General features: G+C 63.9%; 6 protein-coding genes. All 6 read right to left on the minus strand.

Annotation, left to right across the window (positions count from 1 at the left end):
- Positions 1-59: 59 nt before the first annotated feature.
- The 6 genes from fabF to Q4P21_RS13485 all read right to left on the minus strand — a co-directional run bounded on the left by fabF (position 60) and on the right by Q4P21_RS13485 (position 6,669).
- The gene (gene fabF, locus Q4P21_RS13460) at positions 60-1,319 is read right to left on the minus strand and encodes a beta-ketoacyl-ACP synthase II (RefSeq protein WP_303389264.1); all 1,260 of its coding nucleotides are present in this window, start codon (positions 1,317-1,319) and stop codon (positions 60-62) included.
- A 134-nt stretch (positions 1,320-1,453) separates the two neighbouring features.
- Entirely contained in the window at positions 1,454-1,699 is a 246-nt protein-coding gene (locus tag Q4P21_RS13465) for an acyl carrier protein (protein ID WP_038462997.1), read from the minus strand.
- Between the two features lie 88 nt (positions 1,700-1,787).
- A complete protein-coding gene (locus Q4P21_RS13470; protein ID WP_303389265.1) occupies positions 1,788-2,849 on the minus strand; it encodes a beta-ketoacyl-ACP synthase III in 1,062 nt (353 codons plus the stop codon).
- Positions 2,846-3,799, minus strand: coding sequence for an ACP S-malonyltransferase (locus Q4P21_RS13475; RefSeq protein WP_303389266.1), 954 nt, complete (start codon positions 3,797-3,799; stop codon positions 2,846-2,848). The genes Q4P21_RS13470 and Q4P21_RS13475 overlap by 4 nt, the downstream gene beginning before the upstream one ends.
- Positions 3,800-4,004: 205 nt before the next feature.
- Positions 4,005-5,285 carry a CdaR family transcriptional regulator gene (locus Q4P21_RS13480; RefSeq protein WP_303389267.1) on the minus strand — a complete coding sequence of 427 codons (1,281 nt, stop codon included), beginning with the start codon at positions 5,283-5,285 and terminating at the stop codon, positions 4,005-4,007.
- 34 nt (positions 5,286-5,319) lie between these two features.
- Complete coding sequence (locus Q4P21_RS13485) at positions 5,320-6,669, minus strand: DUF2254 domain-containing protein (protein ID WP_303389268.1); 1,350 nt, start codon at positions 6,667-6,669, stop codon at positions 5,320-5,322.
- Positions 6,670-6,897 lie beyond the last annotated feature (228 nt).

Consider the following 6,897-nt stretch of genomic DNA (forward strand, 5'->3'; position numbering starts at 1 on the left):
AGAAAAGCGGCGCCCACCATCTTGGTGGGCGCCGCTTTTCTCGTTCAAGGGTGGAAGGGCTAGGCCATTTCGACCTTGGGTCCGGTGCTGCGGATGGCAACAACGGCGTTGTGGCCACCGAAGCCGAACGAGTTGTTCAGCGCCATGATCTCGCCCTCTGGCAGTTCACGCGGCGAACCGGTAACGACGTCCAAGGGGATCTCCGGGTCCTGGTTTTCCAAGTTGATGGTGACCGGGGCTACGCGGTGGTACACGGCGAGGACCGTCAGCACGGACTCAACGGCACCGGAAGCACCCAGCAGGTGACCCATCTGCGACTTCGTGGCAGAAACGCAGACGTTGTCCACGTGATCACCCAGGGCTGCCTTAAGCGCGGTGTACTCCGGCTTGTCGCCTACCGGGGTGGAGGTTGCGTGGGCGTTGACGTGCACCACGTCCTCGGGAAGGGCCCGGGCGTCATACAAGGCGGCCTTCAATGCACGCGTTGCACCCAGACCCTGGGGGTCCGGAGCGGTGATGTGGTAGGCGTCTGCGGTCACGGCGGTGCCAGCGAGCTCGCCGTAGATACGGGCGCCACGGGCAATGGCGTGTTCTTCGGCTTCCAGCACCAAGGCGCCAGCGCCTTCACCCATGACGAAGCCGTCGCGGCTGATGTCGTACGGGCGTGAAGCCGTCTCGGGGGAGTCATTGCGCTTGGACAATGCCTGCATGGCAGCGAAGGAGGCCAACGGCATAGGGTGGATGGCGGCTTCGGCGCCACCGGCCATGACGACGTCGGCCTTGCCTGAGCGGATCAACTCAAGGCCAATGTGCAGGGCCTCGGTGCCGGAAGCACAGGCTGACACCGGGGTGTGTGCGCCGGCGCGGGCACCGAGGTCCAGGCTAACGGCGGCTGCGGGGCCGTTAGGCATGAGCATGGGGACCGTCATGGGCAGAACGCGGCGGGGACCCTTTTCACGCAGGGTGTCCCAGGCGTCCAGCAAGGTCCAGACGCCGCCGATCCCGGTGGCAAAGGCCACGGCGAGGCGGTCATGGTCGATCTCCGTGATGCCGGAGTCCTTCCAGGCCTCACGGGAGGCGACAACGGCGAACTGCGTTGACGGGTCCATGCGTTTGGCCTCGACGCGGCTCAGTACCTCGGTGGCAGGAGTTGAGGCCTTGGCGGCGAAGTGGACGGGAAGGTCGTACTTCTCCACCCAGTCGTCGGTAAGCGTGTGGGCGCCGGAGACACCCTTGAGGGCGTTTTTCCACATGGTCGGGACGTCGCCGCCAATGGGTGTCGTGGCACCCAGTCCGGTGATGACTACTTTGCGGGCCATGGTTCAACTCTCTACAAAAAAGATAGCGGGGCAGGGTCTAGGGAAATATTTGTGGTTGGCCGGCGTCCTGCATTCCGGCCAACCACCATGCCCTTTTTCACTGATGTGAAACAGGGCCAAAGCACTAGGGCTGCTTAAGCCTGTGCGCCTGCGATGAAGCTGACGGCGTCGCCGACGGTCTTGAGGTTCTTGACTTCCTCGTCCGGGATCTTGACGTCGAACTTCTCTTCAGCGTTGACAACGATGGTCATCATGGAGATGGAGTCGATGTCCAGATCATCCGTGAAGGACTTGTCCAGCTCTACGGCTTCGGGGGCCAGACCTGTTTCTTCGTTGACGATTTCGGCCAAACCAGCCAGGATTTCTTCGTTGCTAGCCATTGACGGCTCCTTTTCTTCTTGTGCTGTGATCAAGGACTTGATCGTTTCATAGCATGATGATCACCCCACGGATGTGGAGCGATACGTGTTAGGGCAGGCGCACCACTTGGGCGCCGTACACCAGTCCGGCACCAAAACCGATCTGAAGCGAAAGTTTACCGGAGAGCTCCGGGTTCTCTGCGAGCAGGCGGTGTGTTGCCAGGGGAATTGAGGCGGCCGAGGTGTTGCCGGCATCGGCAATGTCTCGGCCGATGATGACGTGCTCAGGCAGTTTGAGCTGCTTGGCCAGTTCATCGATGATGCGCATGTTGGCCTGGTGCGGCACGAAGGCGCCCAGATCTGCTGCGGTGATTCCGGCGGCGTCCAAGGCTGCCTTGGCCATCTTGGCCATTTCCCACACGGCCCAACGGAACACGGTCTGTCCGTCTTGGCGCAGGGTCGGCCACAGCGTCGCGTGGGCTTCGTCAGCGGCAGCCAGGTCCACGCCGTCGCCCTTCATGGCATGCTCGCTGAAGTCGCGGATGTCCAGCTGTGAGTGGGTCATGCCGATGGTTTCCCACTTGCTGCCGTCGGATCCCCACACGGAGGGGCTGATGCCCGGCTCGTCGGCGGGGCCCACCACTACGGCACCGGCGCCGTCGCCCAGCAGGAAGGAAATGGTGCGCTCGTGGTTGTCGATGACGTCGGAGAGCTTCTCCACGCCAATGACCAAGACATAGCTGGCGGTGCCGGAACGCACCAAGGCGTCGGCCTGGGCGATGCCGTAGCAGTAGCCGGCGCAGGCGGCGGAGATGTCGAAGGCGGGTGCCGGGGACGCGCCGAGGCGCTCAGCGATCAAGGCAGCGGCCGACGGCGTGGCGTAGGGGTGCGTCACCGTCGAGACCAGCACGGCCCCGATCTGCGACGGCTCGATGCCGGCCTTTTCAATGGCTTCGGCACCGGCGCCGACCGCCATGTCCACGACGGAGACATCCTTCGGGGCGCGGTGGCGGGTGATGATGCCGGTGCGTTGGCGGATCCACTCGTCGGAGGAGTCAATCCACTGGCAGACGTCCTCATTGGTGACGATCACCGACGGGCGGTACGCGCCAATTCCGAGGATCTGGGAACCTGCATTGACCGGGCTTTGCTTCAAGGTGGGGGTGCTCACAGTGTTCCTTCTTTGGACGCGGAGTGCGCTGCCAGCAAATCCTGGGCGGCGGCAAGGTCATCGGGGGTTTTTACAGCGACGGTCGCGACGCCGGGCATGCCGCGCTTGGCCAAACCCGCCAACGTGCCAGCCGGGGTGAGCTCAATCAGGCCGGTCACGCCCATGGCGGACATTGTCTCCATGCACAGGTCCCAGCGGACCGGTCGCGATACCTGGGCGATCAACGACTCAAGTGCCGCTGCACCGGAAAGTACGACGGCGCCGTCGTGGTTTGAGAGCAGCGCCACCTTGGGCGTGTGGGGGGTCAGCGACGGGGCCAGTGCCTCCAACGCCGACACGGCGGGGGCCATGTGGTGGGTGTGGAAGGCGCCGGCAACCTGAAGGGGGATGACGCGGGCCTTGGCAGGCGGGGCGGCAGCCAAGGCGGCGATCTGCTCGAGCGTGCCGGCGGCTACCGTCTGGCCCTTGGAGTTCATGTTGGCGGGGGTGAGGCCGGCTGCGGCGATGGCTGCCAGCACTTCTTCAGGGTCTCCACCGACCACGGCAGCCATGCCGGTCGGGGTAGCGGCAGCGGCCTCGGCCATGCGGTTGGCGCGTTCACGCACGAAGGCCATGGCTTCGGGCTCCGACAGGGTTCCGGTCAGGGCGGCGGCCGTGATTTCGCCTACCGAGTGTCCGGCAACCACAATGGGTCGGCCCGCCATTGCGGCGGTGGCGTCCTCGCCCAAAAGTGCCTGGGCGGCAATGAGGCCGGCAGCCACAATGAGTGGCTGGGCCACGGCCGTGTCCTTGATGGTTTCGGCGTCGGAGGTGGTTCCGTGGGCCAGCAAATCAATGCCCGCGGCCTCGCCCAGAGCGGCAAGTTGTTCGTGCACGCCGGGGAGTTCAAGCCATGGCGAAAGGAATCCGGGGGACTGGGAGCCCTGACCAGGGCAGACTATTGCAAGCACATTAACCAGCTTTCCAAACCTAGCGGCATTTAGACGGTGTTTTCATGCACCAAGCTCTCAGGCACAATTTGTAGGAAGTCTACAATAGCTTCCGCTGTGGCATGCCATCCGGGTCTTTATTTAAGTGAAGAGACGCCAACCGCTCTGGATAGTCGGACGCGGCGCGGCCGTGGAATCGAGTGCTCAGTACCACAGGTGCTGGATCCTACTTGCCGGTCACTCCCTTGGTTCCGGCAACCTTTGGCTGGTTTGTCTTGGCCGGGGTGCCGAGTCTGCCAACGATCAGCGCTGTCTGTAGCACAAAGGCCTCTCGGGGGATGAGCGGGTCCCAGCCGGTAACGTCACAGACGCGGCGCAGCCTGTACCGGACAGTGTTGGAGTGAACGAAAAGCTCACGGGCGGCCGCCTCCAGGGAATGCCCGCCTTGCAGGTAGCTGCTGAGGGTTTCCACCAAGCCATTGGAGGCGGCGAGAAGGGGGCGGTAAATGTTCAGGATCAAGGAGCGTTTGGCGGATTCATCCCCGCCCATGACCCGTTCGGGGAGCAGGTCCTCGGCGGAGACCGGCCGTGGGGCCGAAGGCCAGCCCCTGGCCACGGCAATGCCTGCAAAGGCTGCCTTGGCCGACGCCGTCGCATCGGCCAGTGTGGCCGCGAGCGGACCGTAGACCACCGGCCCGGGGGCGAACAACTCACTCAGTCGCGGATAGGCGGATTCCGGGGCGGAAACGTTCCCCAGGACGAGGATCAGTTTGTCGCCTTGAATACCAACCATGACATCCTCGGCGAACCTCCCCGCGGCCCGGCGCAACGTGGCAAGGAATGGTGCCGTGGGCTCCGACGGGGCTGGCCCGGCCATGATGGTGAAGCGGCTGTGCGAGGTCCAGCCCAAGGCGGAGATCCGTGATTGCAGAGCGTCGGTGTTCTCCCCGCGCAGGATGCCGTCAACTGCCAGCGCTTCCAGCCGGGTGTCCCAGGCGCCGCGGTTTTCAGCTGCCCGGGCGTAGACGTCGGCTGCCGCGAAAGCCACTTCGCGGGAGTACCGCAGCACAGCTTCCCGCAAGCCCACTTGTTCTTCCGGGGCAGCCAGCTCCGGAACCCGATCCTCCACCACCTGAACCACGGTGCGGATCAGTTGCAGGGCGCGCTGCAAGCTGATGGAACGGGTCAGTTCCGTCGGGGCCGTGCCAAAGACGTCGGAGAGGACCCAACTGGGGGAGGAAGGGTGTTCGTACCAGGAGACAAAGGCTGTGATGCCGTTTTGTGCCACCAGTCCCAGGGCGGAGCGCTCATCTGCACTCAACCGTCTGTACCAGGGTAGGGTCTCCTCCAGTTCCCTGCGCATCATGGTGGAGAGTGTGCCGATGCTGGCGCGCAGGCGCTCCAACGTCTCGGAGCTTCTATCGGAAGCGGCCGACGCGGGTGGTGGCGGCGCAGCCGGTGAGGCCGCGGCCGGGACGGCTGACGCACGCGAATTCTTAGCTGCCATTCCTTGAGGATATGTCCTTGGACGCCTGCTGGCGCTATTTGTCTGGGTTCAGGGGGGTGTTGGCCGCCACGAGCGTGCGCGCCAACCCCAACAGGTCCGCCTGGTCGTGGGGTAGATGCTCGGCTGCCTCGATACAGGCTTCCAGTCTTTGCGCCTGGTCAAGAATCTCAGGGCGGTGGGCGCCTGCGCTGTCACACCAGGACACCTCCTGCAGCAGTTTCAGCATGCGCATCGCCACGGCAGGATCCGTCACTCCGTAGAGGCGTGGCTGGGCCAGGGAGAGCTCAAGGAAGTCAGCCATGTCCGGAAGTCCCAGGACCACTCGGACCACGTTCTGTTCATCAACGAGGCACCGGGTTCCGGGCATCCTGCCAAGAACCTGGCACAGCAGCCCGGAGAGGTGGCCCAGCACGTGCACCGCCGTGGTCGGGTCGTTGACTCCGGGGGAGAGCGCACGCGCAGCGACATCCACCAGCTGGCGGAAGCCGAATGCCACATCCTGAACTTGGGTGCGTTCGCTGCCTGTGTAGATGGCTGCGTTGCTTCGTTTGCCGAGCCGCTCCTCTGTCTCGGCGTCCAGCTCAGTTCTCGAATCAAGTGGCCAGGCGGTGGCAAAGGGAACGCCTTCCACCAGGGAGGTGCCTGGCAGTGCGTCCACCCTGATCACCACGTCTTCGGCCACGGCCAGACTGAGTAATTCGGCACGGTCCACCGACGTCAGGAATCCGGTTCGGGTGGATTCCAACCGGATGGCCCTGGGACCAGCGGCAGGGATGTTGTGCCGGGGGCCCTGTTCTTCGGGAAAGTTGCGGTTCAAGGCGGCACGGGTTTCATCAGCCACCTTTTGCATCATGGTCTCTGCCCTGATTTCCCGGGTCAGGTGGGCCAGGAAGAGCACCAGGCCCAGGATGCTGGCGATGGATAACAAAAAGGCGACGGTGACGGAAATTTCCGGCACGAACCCCGGGGTCGGCCCATCGCTGCTGCGTACGCTGCGCAATACGGTCAACGCAAAGGCGAAGGCGGACATGAAAAGTGCCAGGGTGTAGTGCACAAACCTGTCCGCGGCAAAGGTGCGCAAGACGCGCGGTGAAAATTGGCTGCTGGCCAATTGCAACGTGACAACTGTCAGCGAGAACGTCAAAGATGTCACGGTGATCAGGGATCCGGCAATGGCCTGCAGCACTGCCCGGGCAGCGTCCGGACCGCCACTAAAAAGCAATGCCGAAACGGACTCCGGCAATTTTCCGTCCACCGTGGCGTCCAAGGCAGGCAGGGCGGTGCCGACGGCCAATGCCACGAGCACGGCGATGGCTGGCACAGGCCACAGCTGGGTGCGAATGGCGTCCACGATGCGTGCAGTCCGGCCGTTCAGCTCACTCACGGATCACCGGGAAAAGCGATTTGTAAGGTCACGAGGGGCTCCTGAGAAGTCGTAGGTGGTACGGCTGTGGCCGGTGAAACCGTCAAAGGTTTCACCGGCCACAGTGTTCGTGGGTTGGCCCACGCCGGAGACGGCCCCGTTTTATCACGCGCTCAGCGCGGGATAAAACGGGGTTCCTGTTGTGTTTAGCCTTCGCCGCCGGCGTTGCCGGTGGTTCCTGCGTTGACG

The organism is Arthrobacter sp. (assembly GCF_030540645.1).
Classification (GTDB): domain Bacteria; phylum Actinomycetota; class Actinomycetes; order Actinomycetales; family Micrococcaceae; genus Specibacter.

Bases quoted from the DNA above. Each gene is read 5' to 3' on its own strand.
- fabF (WP_303389264.1), bottom strand. From the start codon at position 1,319: ATGGCCCGCAAAGTAGTCATCACCGGACTGGGTGCCACGACACCCATT.
- Q4P21_RS13480 (WP_303389267.1), bottom strand. From the start codon at position 5,285: ATGGCAGCTAAGAATTCGCGTGCGTCAGCCGTCCCGGCCGCGGCCTCA.
- Q4P21_RS13465 (WP_038462997.1), bottom strand. From the start codon at position 1,699: ATGGCTAGCAACGAAGAAATCCTGGCTGGTTTGGCCGAAATCGTCAAC.